15 protein-coding genes are annotated in these 15170 nt (G+C 40.3%); 12 read left to right on the top strand and 3 right to left on the bottom strand.

The features are described from left to right. Positions 1-36: 36 nt before the first annotated feature. Positions 37-1776, bottom strand: coding sequence for a T9SS type A sorting domain-containing protein (locus AAG807_RS13325; RefSeq protein ID WP_341904781.1), 1740 nt, complete (start codon positions 1774-1776; stop codon positions 37-39). A 906-nt stretch (positions 1777-2682) separates the two neighbouring features. On the opposite strand from AAG807_RS13325, the gene AAG807_RS13320 reads away from it, so the two are divergent. The 6 genes from AAG807_RS13320 (at position 2683) to AAG807_RS13295 (ending at position 7239) form a co-directional block, all read left to right on the top strand. Next, entirely contained in the window at positions 2683-3225 is a 543-nt protein-coding gene (locus AAG807_RS13320; RefSeq protein WP_341904779.1) for a hypothetical protein, read from the top strand. Positions 3226-3371: 146 nt separating this feature from the next. Further along, the gene (locus AAG807_RS13315; protein ID WP_341904776.1) at positions 3372-4358 is read left to right on the top strand and encodes a hypothetical protein; all 987 of its coding nucleotides are present in this window, start codon (positions 3372-3374) and stop codon (positions 4356-4358) included. A gap of 85 nt (positions 4359-4443) precedes the next feature. Further along, positions 4444-4770, top strand: a complete 327-nt coding sequence (locus AAG807_RS13310; protein ID WP_341904773.1) for a hypothetical protein — start codon at positions 4444-4446, stop codon at positions 4768-4770. Between the two features lie 82 nt (positions 4771-4852). Next, on the top strand, positions 4853-5377 hold the full coding sequence (locus tag AAG807_RS13305) for a hypothetical protein (protein WP_341904771.1): 525 nt from the start codon (positions 4853-4855) through the stop codon (positions 5375-5377). After that, positions 5374-6276, top strand: coding sequence for an IS3 family transposase (locus AAG807_RS13300; protein WP_341904769.1), 903 nt, complete (start codon positions 5374-5376; stop codon positions 6274-6276). Before AAG807_RS13305 ends, AAG807_RS13300 begins: the two co-directional genes overlap by 4 nt. Before the next feature lie 498 nt (positions 6277-6774). Further along, positions 6775-7239, top strand: coding sequence for a hypothetical protein (locus AAG807_RS13295; RefSeq protein ID WP_341904766.1), 465 nt, complete (start codon positions 6775-6777; stop codon positions 7237-7239). Between the two features lie 84 nt (positions 7240-7323). Here the strand turns inward: AAG807_RS13295 and AAG807_RS13290 are convergent, their stop codons facing one another. Further along, on the bottom strand, positions 7324-8790 hold the full coding sequence (locus AAG807_RS13290; RefSeq protein WP_341904763.1) for a T9SS type A sorting domain-containing protein: 1467 nt from the start codon (positions 8788-8790) through the stop codon (positions 7324-7326). 20 nt (positions 8791-8810) lie between these two features. Then, complete coding sequence (locus tag AAG807_RS13285; RefSeq protein WP_341904761.1) at positions 8811-9266, bottom strand: hypothetical protein; 456 nt, start codon at positions 9264-9266, stop codon at positions 8811-8813. A gap of 296 nt (positions 9267-9562) precedes the next feature. On the opposite strand from AAG807_RS13285, the gene AAG807_RS13280 reads away from it, so the two are divergent. The 6 genes from AAG807_RS13280 to AAG807_RS13255 all read left to right on the top strand — a co-directional run bounded on the left by AAG807_RS13280 (position 9563) and on the right by AAG807_RS13255 (position 15157). Continuing rightward, the gene (locus AAG807_RS13280) at positions 9563-10144 is read left to right on the top strand and encodes a hypothetical protein (protein WP_341904758.1); all 582 of its coding nucleotides are present in this window, start codon (positions 9563-9565) and stop codon (positions 10142-10144) included. Between the two features lie 279 nt (positions 10145-10423). Then, on the top strand, positions 10424-11014 hold the full coding sequence (locus tag AAG807_RS13275; RefSeq protein WP_341904754.1) for a hypothetical protein: 591 nt from the start codon (positions 10424-10426) through the stop codon (positions 11012-11014). Positions 11015-11205: 191 nt separating this feature from the next. After that, positions 11206-11742, top strand: a complete 537-nt coding sequence (locus AAG807_RS13270) for a hypothetical protein (protein ID WP_341904751.1) — start codon at positions 11206-11208, stop codon at positions 11740-11742. 126 nt (positions 11743-11868) lie between these two features. Further along, a complete protein-coding gene (locus AAG807_RS13265) occupies positions 11869-12231 on the top strand; it encodes a DUF4180 domain-containing protein (RefSeq protein ID WP_341904747.1) in 363 nt (120 codons plus the stop codon). Positions 12232-12343: 112 nt separating this feature from the next. Then, positions 12344-13126 (top strand): hypothetical protein, encoded by a 783-nt coding sequence (locus AAG807_RS13260; RefSeq protein ID WP_341904744.1) that lies wholly within the window; start codon positions 12344-12346, stop codon positions 13124-13126. A 21-nt stretch (positions 13127-13147) separates the two neighbouring features. After that, a complete protein-coding gene (locus tag AAG807_RS13255) occupies positions 13148-15157 on the top strand; it encodes a T9SS type A sorting domain-containing protein (protein WP_341904741.1) in 2010 nt (669 codons plus the stop codon). Positions 15158-15170 lie beyond the last annotated feature (13 nt).

The following is a 15170-nucleotide window of genomic DNA, read 5'->3' as shown; positions in this document are numbered from 1 at the left end:
CTTACACTCTTTGCGGTTTAATTTCAAACACTGCTTTTACTCTTTGATTAGTGCCTTATGCATTGAAACTCCATCTTTCTCCAACTCCACAAAGTAAACCCCGTTCTGTAAATCACTTAACGGAATCGTGACTTGATTGGTCGTTGAAAAATCAATTGATTGCGTTCGGACCACTTCTCCTGAAACACTCAAAATACGCAGATCAACTCGTCCCAATTCCAATCCGTTTTCATAACGCACCGCAATGCTTTCTGTTGCCGGATTCGGGAAAAGAGAAAATTCCGTTTCAGCAAACAATTCCGCTAAAGAGGTCGTATTCGAAAAAATCGTGGATTGCACACTTGTGTTACATCCGTTCTGATCCGTCACCACACAGGTATACGTTCCTGCACACAAATTAGTCGCCGTGGAAGTAGTCTGATTCAACGGATCATTCCATTGGTAGGAATAAGGTGCTGCACCTCCTGAAACAACCACAAAAGTTTGTCCGTTGCACGTTCCATAATCCATTCCGTCGAAAGCATTCACATTCAATACGCTTGTAGCCGGCACTTCGAAACAAACCTGGTCCGTCAATCCGTTGTTATCCGTAACAGTCACACAATAACTTCCTCCCGGCAGGTTATTCACGGTAGCCGTTGTCTGTGAACCCGCATTCGCACCCCACTGATAGGAATAGGGAGCCTGACCTAGATTGGGCAGGACAGTGACACTCGTTCCACCAGTCTGACAAGCGCCTCCGCTCATCGTCAGCGTCAGGTTCAATCCGTTATTCGTCGGGATGGTAGCCGTCATATCCAGTTTCACCGGTAAATGGTCGGAAGAATAATACAGTGCGCGCACCACCGAATCGGGATACTGGGAATTGGTCCCGGAAAGGATGCTTTGATTGTAATGGTTTCCGTCGTTGCCGATTGCCTTGTAAGAAGCTGTGTTGTATTGCAGGAGATTCGCCCCGTTTAATACATTCTGCGAAACGATGATGTGATCGAATCGGTCGTCCAATCCGCCCGTAACACCACAATCTGTGGAACCGCTTACTCGTGGAGATTGCGTATGAATGGCAGCAAAAGAACTATTCGTCGTCCAGTTTCCCGGCATATTCAAAGGATCTTTCAAAAAATTGGTTCCGCCACTCACCAGGTTCTGGTAGCCAACTTCGGTGCTTCGATAAGTATTCAAATCGCCACACACGAACAAGTGACGTCCTTGGGGTCTTCCGTCCAAAACACTTCGCAACAAAGCTGTTTGAGCCGCACGATCCGTCAGATCTGCATTCGCACTCCCCGCTTTCAAATGACACATGAACACTTCAATGAAACAGGTGTCGTGGTGTTGTGGCAAGGTATTGTCGTTCAGGTACAAGATGTAGTGATTGATATCGCGAATCCCTGTGGGAATTTTGCGTTGCTCTTTCAAAGTCAGCTTAGCTGAATTGTAGAACAACATGTTTTGCAGGTCTCCACCGTCGGAATTCACCACAAAAGCCGCACGTTGGTAATGCGTTGTCCCGAATACGTTCAATGCGCGTCTCAGGATACTGTCGCAACCCGCTTCCGTTTGGATCTCACACCCCACAAAAATATCGGGCTTCAGGTATTGCATCGTCTTGCGCAAAGAATCCGACCGGTTGGGAAGGTTGACATTCCCCGAACCGCAATCGTTTCTTCCGTTGGGGAAGTTCAAGAGGTTGTAGGAAACAATGCGAAGCGGAACGGTTTGTGCTGAAGCAGCGATTCCAAATACCATCCAAAGAGCAAACAAAGCGTATTTCATGGTACAAAATTACAACGGAAAAGCGGTCGAAACCAGTATTAAACAAGCAAATATTGGGTAAATCGGTTTAGTTGACACGCTTTTTTATCTCCCGCTGATTGCGCAGAGGACGCGGATTAAAGTCTCCCCCTTTGGAGCCTGCCTGTTTGCAGTCAGACAGGGGGGATTAAGGGGGAGGATATTCAAAATCATGCCTCCCACGGAAGAACACAGACGAACAACGCTTGCGCCGTAGCTTGTGCCGCCGCTAAAGCTTTGGCGACATGCGGTCAGCGAAGGAACACGGATGAACGCAGTTTATTTTTACCGCAATGGAAGAGCGCAAAGTTTTGGTAATCATCTTTGCGCCTCCGCGTCCTTTGCGGTTAATTCATCCTTCTTGTAGGTTCACTTCGCCACACTTGCCCCCCTTCCTCGTTTCACTTGTGGGTGTATCCGCGAATGGTCACTACCCTATTTCGGCTTACTTTCAAGTCGCCCATGAATGCTTGTGGGGTTATCTTCTCTTGGTTGTGGATTAGCTTCCCCCTTGGGAGGGGGACTGAGGGGGAGGAAGATGGGACTCATCTCTCACTTGTAGGGTTACACACGAATGCTTGCAGTTCTTCTCCTCGTTAGTTGTTGGGGCATCTCTTTCCGGTTGCACCCCGAACTTCTCTTACTTGCGGGATCACACAAAAGTGGTTACAGGGCTATCAATCATTAGTTGTGCGGCTTACTTACTTTACTGAGAACCTTGTTTTTGAATTTTTCATTTTGCATTTTGAATTCTTCTAACTACTTTGTGCACCTATAACTGAAACACTATTTAACTGATGAGCGCAAATTCCCTGGAAAATTATTGGATTGTTAGTTGTAGATTGGTTTTCGGATTATTTCAATCTTATCTATAAATATCAAACTACTATGAAAAATTTTATTTTATTCCTTACAACCTATTCTCTATTATTTTCATGTTCCCCATCTCCGGAGAAAATTCAGGAAGATATTAATAAGAAATACTTAGATCAAGCTCAAACTTATATTCAAAGTAAAATTGACAAGGCAAATAAAGATGAAGATGTCACTATAGATAGTTTTAGCAACTTGGAAATTGACTCTACGATTATTTTATCCTCTCAAATGGTAGAGCGGATTAAGATGCAACCACTTTGGGAAAAATACAATCTGGAAAAAGAGTATTTTGATAAACTTTTAGAAATCAACAAAAGATTTGCTACTGCACCGGATAAAATGACTATTGCCTCAAGAGATAAATGTCAGGAAATAATCGACAGCTTGCAACGTTGGGAAAACAGAGCTAATTCTTTATCCAAAAAAGATACCATGGGGTTTGCAGTTCAATTTGAATATGATTTAAAACAATCTGATGGCGTTTCATTGAAAAATCGTCAATATATCATCTACTTTGACAAAAACCATGACATTAATGGAGATTGGAATGATTAGATCAAAGACTACAAAGCACTAAACTGAAACACTATTACTGATGAGCACAATTCCCTGGAAGTTTATTGGATTGAGTTGTGGATTGGTTTTCGGTGTGAAAAATAAATAATGAAAAATTTGTTTTTGTACAAGTTAAAAACACATTTATGATTGATAACAAACCACTTGAAGAACAAGCTGAAAATTATATAAAATCGCAATTACTAAAATTTGATTTCAATGTTCTAAAACCTTCTTTTGATAAAAAGGGAAGTGACTTAATAATTGTTGATAATATTGAGAAACAAAATATTAGATTAATAAAAGTACAAAGCAAAGGAAGAAAAATAAGTACAAAATCTACTAATGTAAAAATTCCGAAAACTTATGTCCAAGATGATTTCATTTTGTTTATTTACACGATTGATAATCATAAAAACGAAGCATGTTTTTTGTTTCTGCCAGATGATATGAAACAATGGAAACTTAATGGTAGTGATTTCGTTTTATCCTTCAACGAGAATAAAGTCCTAACAAAATATTTTAAGGATAAATTGTTAAATCAAATTTTGGCAAACCAAATAAAGCAGTTGTTGTCCAAGACTGAAATCATGGAATATACTTCTATTATTATAGACGGTATTTTCTTAGAAAAAGCAATAATTACAACCACTCAGACTTTTCAAAAAATATGGCCAGATAAGAATCTTATCAAACCAAAATTGAATGAAATAATTGAGATTATTTTGAGTCAATATGACCGTTTTAAATCTGAGAAAAAAGGTATCAATTGTTATCTAATTATTAGCGATTCATTTAATCTTGAAAATTATGTAACAATAGATACCTCAAAACAAACGTTCAATACATCCAATGGGAATCAAGTTAGGACTTTCATAAATAGGACTAATGAGATAATTGCATTTGAAGTAATTGAACAGATTGAAAGATTAGTCAATAATCATAACTTAATTTTAGTTGCTGATGATATCATTTATGAATCTGAATTGAATAGATTTAAAGACAATGGTACTGAGATGATACTTATCAAAATGAATGGGGATTGTGGAAGTAATATGTTTGTTCATTACAAATGGGGAGATATAATGTATTCAATCGGAATAGCAATAGGATTAGAAAAACATGAATTATAGATTTCTCGCCTAAGCTGAGCAAGCAACCTGTCCCGACGCTTTGGGATCTTGCTCGTGCTTGTTAGAATTTCCTTAACTTTCCCTCATGTTCTTCAACCTCTTCAAAAAGCCAAAAGAAATCAAACCTCATCACAGGGAAGAATTGCTGCGGATTATTGAAATGGTCAAATCCACTGTTCATCCGGAAACGGAATTGATCTATTCCTATTTTGAAAGTGTGGACGAATTATTGAAGGAACTCGATGAGTTATCAGAAGAAGTTAAAAAGGGAGAACTGAACTCTTTAAATACGCTCTCCATGCACTTTGCTCCCACTTCCGGTTTTCAGGAATTATCCATGCAAAACGGCTGGTCGAAAGAATACTTGAAATTGGCAGATCAATTTGATAGTATTCACAATAAGTACAAGTAGAACAACTTGCTACTATTCTAGCGCGAGCAAATTGTGCTGAATATGTCTCGTCCTAGAATAGCTATACACAAAAACAAAGTGTATGGAAAAAGGAGAAAAACAAAAAGTAGTTAGTCGATATTCTCGAAAAACTATTTTAGAAGCAGTTCATTTAGTAGAATCAGGAGTCTTGCGCCGCGAAATAATTACGCGTTTTGGATGTGCGGAAGTTACTCTTGGAGAATGGATGAAGACTTATGGTTCACAAACTTACCATCAAAATAAGCGCAGGGTTTATTCTAAAACAGAGAAGCGATCCATTGTAAATGCTGTTAGAAATGGGATGAGTCTACAGGAGGTTCAGATAGCTTATGGGTTAAAATCTACAAAGCTTATTGGTTCTTGGGTTCGTCAATTTGAATCAGAAAAGTTCGATCTTTGTGTATCAGAAGAAGTGATGGCAAAGAAAAAGAAAGAGCAGGAACCCGATGATGTAGCAGCGCTGCGTCGAGAACTTGAGCTTGCCAAACTCAAGATCGAGGCTTTGAACACACTCATCGATGTTGCAGAGGACCATTTAAAGATCGATATCAGAAAAAAGTCTGGTGCCGGGCGGTCCTCGAAATGAAACGGAACCATCCCCGTTTGGGGATTGGTCTTCTGTGTCGACTGCTTGGCAAAACGCGCCATGCCTATTATGATCATTTATGGCGAAAAGACAATACGATTATTAAGGAAGATATTGTATTGCAACTGGTTCACGAGTTTCGTTCTTCACTCCCCAAGCTTGGAACAAGGAAACTGCATCACATGCTTGAGCCCCTACTCAAAGAACACAATATTGCTATTGGCAGGGATTATCTTTTTGATCTGCTACAGGATCACAAACTACTTATTCGTCAGCGGAGACGAAAGGTGATTACGACCAACTCACGACACTGGATGAAGAAATACTCCAATCTTGTTAGAGACTTAAAAATCACCCGCCCCGAACAAGTGTGGGTCAGCGACATCACTTACATCCGAATGGTGAACCAATGGGGCTACTTAAGCCTGATAACGGATGCTTGTTCGCGCAAGATTATGGGGTGGTGCTTCCGTCCCGACATGGAAGCAAAGGGCTGTATAGAGGCACTGGAAATGGCTTTTAAGAACAGGATCTACAACGAGCCATTGATCCATCATTCTGACCGTGGTTCGCAATACTGCTCGAAGAACTACGTTGGAATGCTTATTAAAAACAACGTGGCTATCAGCATGACAGAGAATGGAGATCCGTATGAAAATGCACTGGCAGAACGCATCAACGGCATCCTCAAAGCGGAGTTTAATCTTTACAACAGTCAGGCTGGCTTCGAGCAAACAAAATTGTTAATACAAAAAAGTATCAATGCTTATAATCAGCTCAGGCCACACAGTAGTTGTGACTTTCTTACTCCCGATAAGGCACATTTACGAGAAGAACAATTACCCAAAAGGTGGAAGAACTATCGTAAAACTTTTAACTTTGACAAACAGCTTGTATAGCTCCATCGGGACTAACAATTACAACTGTATAATAACATCAGGATTTAATTAATAACCTGTATAGTTATTTTAGGACGGGTCAATACAACTGTATAATAACATCAGGATGAGACACACCCCACAGATCAAGTATAGATAGAGCATGGATAAAGCATGGATAGAGCGTCTTTTGTACTAATTTTTAACATCTCAACTTTCGATGACAAATTAATGCAGCTTATACAAATCTAAATCGGCGATTTGGTGAACAAGATCGGGCACCTGTGCAGAAAATGACGGAAAATTTCTCATCCTGTTTGAGGAGGAACGACGAGTTTTATGAGAAATTTCGTCATAACCTGCTAACAGGTCGATTGGTTTACCCACGCCTAGACCTTTTTGGCTCCACCTTTTTGTGGCAATGACAAAAAGGTGGAAATTATGCTGAGAAGGTTTTTTATAAATTTGCAGAGGATATAATCATCCTGCACTTTCTTAATAAAATCCTAAATTAGCCCCATGCAACGCGTATTCATCCTTTTTTTGCTCATTTCCCTTTACAGCTGTAAGTCCGACAAGGAAAAGAACCTTCTAAAAGAAGAATCCGTTAAAGAGATCTCACTGGAAAAAACCAACTGGTACAGTCAATTCTACCATTATAGTAATTTCTATCATTTCGGGATGGATGGACGCGGGTATTCGGATGACGGTCAAACTGCCTGGAGCTGCCCGATTGATTGGAAGTCCAAACATATTCCCGGAAACAAGATTCTCTATGGTGGAAAGGAAAAATTCCGTTACGAAATCAAAAAGGACACTTTGACCATCAACTATCTCAATCAGGACCTAAACAGCCGCGTTTTCATTTACCGCAAAAAATATGGGAACTGGATAGCATTGAATAGTTATACTTATGGATCTGAAGTGTTGAAACAGGGAAAGCGTAAGGAGTTTTTTGATGAACGTTTCGAAATTCAAAAATAATTCATCAATAAAAATCTTCGTGTGCTTTGTGCTCTTAGTGGTAAATAAAAACCACGTAGAGCACCAATAACCACACCTTCCCAACTATTCAATCACCAACAAAGAAGCACTCGACTTTCCTAATTCGTCCGTACAACGGATAAAATAAGTTCCATGACTTACCGCACGGCAATCCACATTCACCCCACCTTCCAGGTAATCGAAAGGTACTGCCTGCACTCTTCCGACCTGATCGATCAATTCCACTGAAGTGATTTTAATGTGATCGTTTTCAGTAACAAAAGCAAATGCCTTCGTCGGATTGGGCGAGATTTGGTATTTATTGGTCATGGAATGGTTCACCGAACGAATCTGGCTAAATTCATACTGACCATTGTTATCCACCTGCATCAACCGGTAATAGTTGATCCCTTCAACCGGAGACTGGTCTGTAAACGAATAATTGTGTGCCTCCGAACTGGTTCCTGCACCTTCAATTAAACCCAGTGTTTCCCAAACCAAACCATCTTCCGAACGCTGAACAGCAAAATAATCATTGTTTGTCTCGTTTTCGGTCGTCCAACTTAAACGGATCTCATTTCCGGCAGATACCGCATCCCAGGCAGAAAATCCAACGGGTAAAACAATCGCACAATTCGTGGTCGCTGTTCCACCTGCATTTGTCACACTGATATTTTGAACCGTGTTGGCGTAATTCGTCACCAACAACACATAAACTTGTCCTGCAACCGTTCCTGCAATATTCACTTGTTCTACAGCTGCGGAGGAATAAGAACAATCAGAAGGAGCTGCATACGAATTACAAGCAGCAGTTCCAGCCGCAACACTCGCAAACGGTCCCCAGATAGCAAAATCCACATCCGAACCTGCTGTAATATCTACTGTTAACGTTCCCGGAGTAGCAATTTCCAGGTAATACCAACTTGGATTCGGTGAGGTAAACAAACATCCGTAACTATTACCCGGATTCACCGTACTTGCGTCAGCTCCACCCGTATTTGCCGTAAAAATGATCGGAGAACCCGAACAAATCGGAGTCTGAACAGTACAAGTGGTATTCCCTCCCGGCGGAGCAGCCACAGAAACACACAAATCAAAGGTTCCTGTTCCACCACCATATTGCCAAAAACGAATGAGATAGGTAGCACCCGGAGTCAAACTCGCGGAGCTAATTTGTGGCATTAATCCCACATCATCATCACTACAACTGATCTCCGTGAAGCTTCCACAAGTTCCGGAATACAAAGCCATTACCCCATCTGATATGGATCCTGCCTGCGTCTGAATCAAAACGGATCCCGAGGCCGGAGCAGTGAATTGGTACCAAACATCCGGTCCCATGGAACCACAAGATGGCGTTCCTCCGTTAGCAGCATTGGTTTGTGCAGTTGCACCGGCAGTTGTACTGGCAGTGAATGTACAACTGGCACCAACGGCGATAGAAGGAGCCGAGAGGACACCGGCTGTACACGGAGTATTGGATTGACCGTAAGTGAATTTTAGAGAAATTAGAGTGTAAGCTAGTAGTACAAGTAATTTTCTTGCTTTCATGAGTTGTAGTATTTGACGTATTAATGTGGGTAGTTCGCGATATCTTCTACTGTTAAATATTCTCCGATTAAAATCAGAGCTTCATAAGATTGATACATGGCCCGACGCTCTTCGGTCATGGTTTGAAATTCACTTTGCTTAATGATCTTAACATCCGGATGGAAAGCGCGCCAATTTTTGATCAGTTGTGCATCTTCCTCTTTGATTGTAGTCTCTTGGGAAACTTCCACCGACTTTTCAAGCCGATCGTAAGCCATTAAGTCATCGAAAGTCAGTTTATCTTTATAGATAATCACTTGATCTTTTAATTTGGCCTTGAAATCAGAACTGAGTTGATTGTAGTTTGCCTCAGAGAAAATAGGAACCGAAGGATGAGTAGAAACCCAGGTGACAATTCGGGAGTCATGTTGTCCAAACACTTCATTATAAGAAGTTTGGAGACACAAAACACACGCAAGTAGTATGTACTTCTTCATTCGCAAGAGCTGTTATGTCATTAATGTAGTGTGACCAAATTGCTAAGATTATTTTAAACGGATTTCGCCTTTCGAATATTTACCAAGAAACATTTTTCAAAATGGACTTCAAAGCGATTTTATTTTCTTTCAATACCTGTTTAAAGAAGATTTTCGTTCTGAAATCCCATAAGTTTCACTTTCCCGGTGGTCCATCTAAAACCGCTACGCGAAAGCAATTACTCAGCTAAGATGCAAGACTACAAAGCTTACAAAGGAAAATTCCTTAACTTAGATCATTCAATAAAAATCCTGCAATGCACATCAAACTTGTTTCAATCGCACTTCTTTCAATCAGCATCCTTTCCTGTACCCCAAATGAATCGACCGAAGAAGCCAAAGCGGCCGAGCGGGCAGAATTATTGAAGGATCCCGAAGGTGTCAAACAAACGAAGCCCGATCTGTTGGCAACTGTCCCTTTCAAAAAAGTACCGGTTGTTGATTCCACCAATTTCGACAATTTCAATGGGGAGGATAAACTTTCAAAAAAGCTCGTATCCAAATTACAGTTGAAAAGCATCGATCCGAACTATCAAAACTTTCATTCGAGATACCGCATCGCACTTTCAACCGATATCGACTTGCTGGTAGTAACATTGGCGGCAGAGAATGAACTAAAGACTTTTTTGATTTCCTACCGAAAAGATGATTACGAACTGATTGACAAAGTGATGATCTCGTATGACGAAATAGCAGAATCTGCATTCCGATCTGTTGGGAAAATCACCAACGATGGAATTGTGGTCACGAATTACAATTATATGGGTGAAGAACCGGTTGTTGATGTGAAGAAATACCGCATCGATAAAACCACCGGCAAGTTCCTGTTAAAGAGCTAAAGCTCCGAACAATTCCCCTCTATTTTTTTACCACTAAGGACACGAAGATCACGAGGATAGTATAACTATTATTTGAACACACCCAGAAAACATTTCTTCGTGCTCCTTGTGCTCTTTGTGGTTAACATCGAATCCTGCAAAGTAATTAAACCGCGAAGCACACCAAGACCACGAGTAAATAATTCATACAATGCGTGAAAAGAAAAAAACCTCGTGTCCTTTGTGTTCCTTGTGGTTAAAATAAAATCGTGAAAACCGCAAAGTAATTAAATTAGAAGCATGCAAAAAGAACTTCATCCCTGGAACTGGTTTGCACCGGAGAACAGCAAAGCCCTGATCGTCGGAACCTTTCCTCCTACTACCCGAAACTGGTCTTTCGATTTCTTTTATCCGAATAAGAACAACCAATTCTGGAAAGTCATTTCGCGGATCGCTGGAGCAGAATTGCACTATCCAACCGGAGAACTGGCGGTTGAAGAACGGAAAAACCTCTTGCGGAAATTACACGTAGCCGTCACCGACATGGGACTGCACATTTTGCGAAGCGACAACAGTTCGTTGGATGAAAACCTGAGCGTGGTAGAATACATGAACATCTTTCAGATCCTGGACGAGAACCCGACTATCCGGAAAATCATCTTCACCAGCAGCTCGGGTAAGGAAAGCGCAGCACGGTGGTTCAATCAATTTCTGGCAACCAGGGAAATCACCCACCGATTCCCAACCGGGAAGAAACCACTCAAAAGTTCCATGGAATACCAGGGAAGAACGATCGAACTCGTGGTTCTTTATTCGACTTCACCCAGAGCAGCGAACCGGATTTCATTGGAGGATTTGGTGGAACTTTACAAAAACGAGATCCTTTTATAACACTCTTTTCGCACGCTGATCACGCAGATTCACGCAGATTCACGCAGAAAAAAATAGGTTTCTTAATTTTAACAATAACAACATCTATGGAAATCTATAAATCTGCGTGCTTATTTTAATCGGGGTTAGCAGATTAGCATGGAGAACTTTATTTAATTTTATCCTTTTACATTTGTGAGATAAACTAACCGATGAAAAACCTCAAAGAACGTATCTTAGCCTTTGCCCTCATCAGCTCTTTTGCATTGAGCTTTTTAGGTTATGTACTGATTCGAGGTGCATTACGCAGTTTTGACAATTATGTGAGTTATATCATGCTTGCAATCGGGATAGTTTGTATTCTTCTGTTTGTGATTGTTTTGTTGATAGCCCTTCGTTATTCCAGGAAAAAAAAGAAAAGCGATGAACAGGAGAAATTAAACATCCTACAATACGGAACACCATTCAAAATTGACCTGGATTCCATTCGGATCAAAAGCAATAAATGGGAAGACTCGCATTTTGTGCAAAGTTTGGGAGGTGATATCGAATTCAAGAAGGAAAACATCCAGACTATCCTCGAGTTTGAAGTGGAATTGAATGGGGAAAAGAAACAATTCCAGTGGTCCTCGCACCTGGAACCTAAAAGCCTGGAAATGTATTTTGCTATTCAGAAGGAAACAAACCTCTACCTGGATCCCGCAGATCATTCGAATTTCTATCTGGATTTGAGGTTTATTGAAAACTAAGATACTTTTACAAAAAAACTTTTCTCCCGCTGATTACGCAGATTCACGCAGAAGTATTTTTTGAATCTTACAGTAACCAATAATCTGCGAAATCCGCGCCATCTGCGGGCAAAAAAAAAGAAACGCATGTATATCGAATCACACATTATCAACAATATCCAAATAGCAGAAATCACTTCTGAGGAAATCCTCATCGAAAAGGAAGAAGACGGATTGGATCTGCTCGGGAATCTCTATTACCAGGGTTTCGACCGCATCATCGTTTACGAAAAGAACATCGCTCCGGCTTTCTTCGACCTGAAGAACGGAATGGCCGGTGAGATCCTTCAGAAATTCTCCAATTACCGCGTCCGTTTGGCAATCGTGGGAGATTTCTCCGCATACACGGGTAAAAGCATCACCGATTTCATGTATGAAAGCAACCAGGGGAAACAGGTAAACTTTTTGAAGTCGCTGGAAGAAGCGCTGGGGAAATTAGCAATTGATTAGTATGATCCCCGGAAAGCCAATAAATGGGATTAAAAGGAAGTCATAGAAAAATTGCGCCATTTACAAAAAAAATGTATTTTCACATTATTGAAATCACTTAAATCTATTCATTATGTTCAAAAACACCTTAACAATTTTCTTGTTGACATTAGCTGTTTCATCAATAAGAGCGCAACCCTACAACCAGTTTAACACCAGTTACGGTTACATCCAACTTGGTCCCATGAATACGGATTGGGCTCACATTTACACCGATCGTTCCAAGTTTATTCTAAACAAACCGATCTACAGTTATGACGGAACTTTTGCTTCCTACAATACAAGCAATTTGAACTTTCAAACCAACTTGACATCGCGAATGACCATCCTTAACAGTAATGGAAATGTGGGTATCGGATTGACAACACCAGCCCAAAAACTTCATGTAAACGGAGATGGTCGTTTTGACGGGAAACTCTATGTGATTACGAATCCTGCAGCTGATTGGGATTACGGTCTTGCTGTAAGTGCTAACCGAGATAAAACCAAAGTACTTACTGTTACTCGTGCTCAAACTGGAGCCGACCTGTTTGTTGTTTGGGGCAACGGTGTGGTCAATACTAAAACCCTCTATTCCGAAGAGATTGAAGTTCGATCAGATGCTATTGGAAGCTATTGGCCGGATTATGTTTTTAAATCCGATTATAAGCTAACTCCAATCAAAGAAGTTGAATCTTACATCAAAGAGCATTCTCACCTTCCTGATGTTCCTTCGCAAGCCGAAATCAGTAAAAACGGTATCAATGTGGCAGAAATGGATGCAATTCTCTTGAGAAAAGTGGAAGAGCTTACCTTGTATATTATTAAGCTTGAAAAAGAAGTTGAAGCTTTAAAGGAAGCTAATCAACAGAAATAAGTCCAATTAATCTTCTGACTCATGAAATTATGGACTTTTTTGGTGACCACTCTGCTAATCACCACCAACTCAATATCGCAGACTGCTCAATCTAATGAGTATGTTTCTATTAAAGGGAAAAAATTCGAATTGAATGCTCAACCCTTTTTTCCTCTAACTATAAATTATGCCGTGGATATTGTTCATGACAATAGCAACAACCTTTTTATCGCTCCTCACAATGGTTATCGGGATCCTATCGGTTATTCCGGAACAAATCAAGCACAGTGTTTCCAATCTGTTCTCAATGACTTCATTACGATTAAAAACTTGGGATTTAATTCTATAAGACTCGTAGGTCTTGGATTTGGAGCTGCAAAACCATGGTATGAGACAAACAATTCTACCTATCCTGCAATTGTCAGTTATGACATTAACCTGAATAATGCGTTGATGACTCCTACCAATGCACCGTATACAGAATTATTCGGGTTGATTCAACAGGTACTTGATGCAGCAGAACAGGCAGACATAAAGGTAGAATTACTGGTTGGATCAAAAGATTTTGATTACGACCCTATATTACCTTTGTACACCAGTTATTTAGCCTCTGTTGCAACTCACTTTGCTGATAATGCAACGTTATTTGCTTACGACTTTTTTAACGAACCGCTGTATTTTGCGTCTCCATCAAATAACAAGACTCAGGTATGCGAAATCGTAAAATCCTGGAACAATGCCATTAAAAATCATTGTAATCAATTAACAACGATAGGTTTAGGAACATCCTCAGAAGTCTTTAAATGGGATCCGGGAATGTTAAACCTTGATTTTCTTTCCTTTCATCTCTACACGCAATTCACTAGTAGTCTGGATGACGTCAAACGTCAGATCAAGTGGATTGGCGAAACTTCAAAAATCCCTTGGGTTATCGGTGAGACGGGCTTTTCAGCAAGTGACGACCCTAATCTTCCTGGAATGGGAACACTTGCTTTCCAAAAGACATTCGCAAAAACAACGATGGAAATGGTTCGTGATTGCGGCGGTGCAGGATACTCTTGGTGGCAATACGCTGATATTGGATGGGGAGCTCCAAATAGTGCTTTTGGAATTATTGACAGACATGGTAATCTAAAGCCTGTAAGCACAGAATTTGCACTGTTTGATCCATTTACTATTGGAACAAGTTGTGCTATGTCAACAAATTACTATTCTGTTCCTGCAACCGGATCCTATATTCTGGACGGATATATTTTAAGAAGTGGGTCCTATCCAATACCAAATGCTTTGATATTAGGTCGCGATGCAAATTGGAATATCGTAGCAGAAGGATATTCTCGTTCTAGTGGTGCTTTTAGATTATTTTCCAATACTCCTGTAACACAAATAGATGTTGCTTCACCCAGAGGATTTCCGAAACATGTATCCAGTGTATATAATAATATGCAAATCTTTCTTACCCAGTACGCTCCTTCCTTTGATTTGACATTGAACACGGGTGGAACAATTGTAACCAATGCTTATGAACACATTCAGGCTGATAACAGTATAACCGTGTCTTCATTGACAATACAAGGAAATGGCACGTCTGGTGGGCTGTTAGATATGAATGCAGCAAATGCAGTTCGCCTGAATTCAGGTTTTATTGCTCAAAAGGGATCACGAGTGCATATATACAACAAGCCGGCAATACCAGAATGTAACTACTTTGTAGGAAGTAATATTCCACCATACGTTCAACCCAACAATAAGGTGGAGCAACCGTATTGGGGATGGATCTCAGAAGAAAACAATTTATCTCTTGAAGAGAGTGAATTCAAGGATGTCACTATTAGCCCGAATCCAAACAATGGAGTTTTTCAAGTCTCAACAAATGGAGACGTTACTATTGAGAAAATTACGATTGTAAATAACTTGGGACAAACTGCACTTGTTTTGAATAATCCGGGAAACATTTCGGAAATCGATATTTCCAGATTTGAATCAGGAGTATACACAGTACTGATTGTTTCTTCAAGTAGTGTATTTAAATCAAAGATCATTAAGAATTAAATTTGACTACATA

Source organism: Fluviicola taffensis DSM 16823 (assembly GCF_943372375.1).
GTDB lineage: Bacteria > Bacteroidota > Bacteroidia > Flavobacteriales_D > Crocinitomicaceae > Fluviicola > Fluviicola taffensis_A.
Note: the sequence above shows the minus strand (reverse complement) of the source record. Positions and strands in the feature narration are given on the sequence as shown.

Bases quoted from the DNA above. Each gene is read 5' to 3' on its own strand.
- AAG807_RS13325 (WP_341904781.1), bottom strand. From the start codon at position 1,776: ATGAAATACGCTTTGTTTGCTCTTTGGATGGTATTTGGAATCGCTGCT.
- AAG807_RS13320 (WP_341904779.1), top strand. From the start codon at position 2,683: ATGAAAAATTTTATTTTATTCCTTACAACCTATTCTCTATTATTTTCA.
- AAG807_RS13315 (WP_341904776.1), top strand. From the start codon at position 3,372: ATGATTGATAACAAACCACTTGAAGAACAAGCTGAAAATTATATAAAA.
- AAG807_RS13310 (WP_341904773.1), top strand. From the start codon at position 4,444: ATGTTCTTCAACCTCTTCAAAAAGCCAAAAGAAATCAAACCTCATCAC.
- AAG807_RS13305 (WP_341904771.1), top strand. From the start codon at position 4,853: ATGGAAAAAGGAGAAAAACAAAAAGTAGTTAGTCGATATTCTCGAAAA.
- AAG807_RS13300 (WP_341904769.1), top strand. From the start codon at position 5,374: ATGAAACGGAACCATCCCCGTTTGGGGATTGGTCTTCTGTGTCGACTG.
- AAG807_RS13295 (WP_341904766.1), top strand. From the start codon at position 6,775: ATGCAACGCGTATTCATCCTTTTTTTGCTCATTTCCCTTTACAGCTGT.
- AAG807_RS13290 (WP_341904763.1), bottom strand. From the start codon at position 8,790: ATGAAAGCAAGAAAATTACTTGTACTACTAGCTTACACTCTAATTTCT.
- AAG807_RS13285 (WP_341904761.1), bottom strand. From the start codon at position 9,266: ATGAAGAAGTACATACTACTTGCGTGTGTTTTGTGTCTCCAAACTTCT.
- AAG807_RS13280 (WP_341904758.1), top strand. From the start codon at position 9,563: ATGCACATCAAACTTGTTTCAATCGCACTTCTTTCAATCAGCATCCTT.
- AAG807_RS13275 (WP_341904754.1), top strand. From the start codon at position 10,424: ATGCAAAAAGAACTTCATCCCTGGAACTGGTTTGCACCGGAGAACAGC.
- AAG807_RS13270 (WP_341904751.1), top strand. From the start codon at position 11,206: ATGAAAAACCTCAAAGAACGTATCTTAGCCTTTGCCCTCATCAGCTCT.
- AAG807_RS13265 (WP_341904747.1), top strand. From the start codon at position 11,869: ATGTATATCGAATCACACATTATCAACAATATCCAAATAGCAGAAATC.
- AAG807_RS13260 (WP_341904744.1), top strand. From the start codon at position 12,344: ATGTTCAAAAACACCTTAACAATTTTCTTGTTGACATTAGCTGTTTCA.
- AAG807_RS13255 (WP_341904741.1), top strand. From the start codon at position 13,148: ATGAAATTATGGACTTTTTTGGTGACCACTCTGCTAATCACCACCAAC.